At 43.6% G+C, this 2,346-nt stretch carries 1 protein-coding gene; it reads right to left on the reverse strand.

Going from position 1 to position 2,346, the window contains the following annotated elements; translation table 11 throughout:
* Positions 1–37: 37 nt before the first annotated feature.
* Positions 38–2,346: GH92 family glycosyl hydrolase (locus tag QZY09_RS03535; RefSeq protein ID WP_295668101.1), on the reverse strand; the 2,309-nt coding region annotated here is incomplete at its 5' end.

Genomic DNA, 2,346 nt, shown 5'->3' on the forward strand with positions numbered 1-2,346 from the left:
CCAACATTACAACTTTTCAACCTTCCAACGTCTCACATTATTCAACTGTAATTTCATCTGCAAAAATATACGATGGTTGCCCCTTACTTTCATGCCAAGCTGGCAAAGGGCCGTATTGTTTGCCTACCAGTTTAATATAACGGGCATTTACGTTTAACGGCGCCGTAAATTCCTGGGTTTGCACATTAAGGTCTTTTACATCAATTTTGGTATTCACAGTTGTTGCCAGTTTATAATTTACCCCGTCATCTGAAATCCAATATTCAACCGTGGGCGGGAATACGATCCAGGAGCGGGTGTCCTGTAAGGTACCCAAACTAACCTGTTTAATTGGTTTCACTTGCCCCATATCTACAATGGCAGCCAGGTCGTTCCCCTGGTAGCCCTGCCAGTTGCCCAGGCGCCAGTTGGCTTTCCCCCGTATGCCGTTGATCAGCGCATTATCCCCTTCGTCAGCATAGTTTACCAGGTATTTGTTTACCAGTGTTAACTTTATATCGCTCCTGATCTTAAAAAATGTGCCTTCATCTGCAAAACTGCTTTTCCCATTTTCAATGGCGATGGCTTTTACGGTGGTATTGCTTGAAATATGGATCGGTGAAGAATATAGTATTGAACTTGCCGATGGTACAGTTCCATCCAATGTATAATAGATCTTCGCCGCAGTATCGGCACATTTTATTTGAACATCAAAAGGTTCTTTAAAAGCTTTAGCGGGAGCAATAATGTACGGGTTGGGTATAATAAGATTATCGTTTATCCTTGAGGTTGGTTTTTCAAGGTCCTGCACAAATAACTTATTGGGTAACCGGCCGGTAAATACCTCAAAAGTGCCGCCGTTGGCTATATCGGCATAATCAAGGTATATTTTATTGTACGATTTTTTGTTCAGGTTCATCCCCTGCAAGTAAATATTATTGCTGCTGATGTTTGCGCCTGAATTAAGAATGGTGAATTTTTTGCCATTCTCCAGGTTGATGACTGCTTTATCAAACTGCGGCATACCTATCTGAAACTGCTGCTGGCCCGGGGCTATATTATAAATGCCTAATGAGCTGATGACATACCAGGCCGACATTTGCCCGCAATCCTCATTACCCGAAAGGCCATCGGGGTTGTCACTATATTCTTCTTTTAAGATCTTATTTATATAATATTGAGTCTTTTCGGGCGAGTTGGTGAAATTGTACAGGTAAGCCATGTGGTGACTTGGTTCATTTCCATGGGCATATTGCCCGATCAGCCCCGAAACATCATCCTGCTGCCTGCCAGTAAGTTTTGAATCGGTAGTAAACAATTCATCCAGTTTGGCTTCAAAAGCCACTTTCCCGCCCAATCTGTTGGCCAGTGTTTCTACATCCTGCGGTGCTAAAAATGAATATTGCCATGAATTTCCTTCGGTATAATTATTATTGATCTCTGTTGGTTCAAAAGGCGAGTACCAGCCCCCGTTCGTGCGGGCCTGCATAAACCCGTTCTGATTGTTGTAATTATTTTTCCAGTATTGGGCACGCTGGATAAACTCCTTGTAATCATCAGGCTTATTCAGCATTTTGGCCATTTGGGCAATGCACCAGTCGTCAATAGCATATTCCAATGTTTTGGATACCGATTCAGGCTCATCATCGGCCAAGACCACGCCATTTTTTCTGTACGAGTCCAAGCCAAATTGGTTGCGGTTTACCGCTGCCTTCATCGCAGTAAAGGCCTCCCCTGCATCAAAATCGCGGATACCTTTTGCATAAGCATCAACAATAACCGGGATAGAATGATTGCCCACCATACAATAGGTTTCGTTTGACGCCAGCGGCCAGATGGGTAACAATCCGCCCTGCTCATACATCGCTAAAAATGACTTTATAAAATCCAGCGTCCTTTTGCGGTCTATCAGGTTTAGCAATGGGTCCTCTGCACGGTAGGTGTCCCACAAAGAGAAAACCGTATAATAATTAAAACCATTGGCAGTATGCACTTTTTGATCTATTCCTCGGTATTGGCCGTCTACATCGCTGTAAATATTTGGAGCCAGCATGGCATGGTATAATGCCGTGTAAAAAATGGTTTGCTTTTTCTTTGCGTAGTCAACAACCTGTTCTTTTTTTTGTTTAGGGGAATGGTAATAACCAGTTTGTGTGTTGTAGCCGGTAGTTGGGTTCGTGCTCTGGCTTTCGCGCTGGTCAGATGCGCTGGGGCCGCCGCCTTCCACTTCAATTTTGCTCAATTCATACTCCCAGAGTGTTTTGGCAGCCTTTTCAACTTTTTTAAAGTCGAAATCGGGCACCTCTGCATCCAGGTTCCTTAAAGCGCCATCGGTACTAACCGATGAAATGCCAACTTTTGAAATTA

The sequence above is a fragment of the uncultured Mucilaginibacter sp. genome (assembly GCF_903913935.1).
Taxonomy (GTDB): domain Bacteria; phylum Bacteroidota; class Bacteroidia; order Sphingobacteriales; family Sphingobacteriaceae; genus Mucilaginibacter.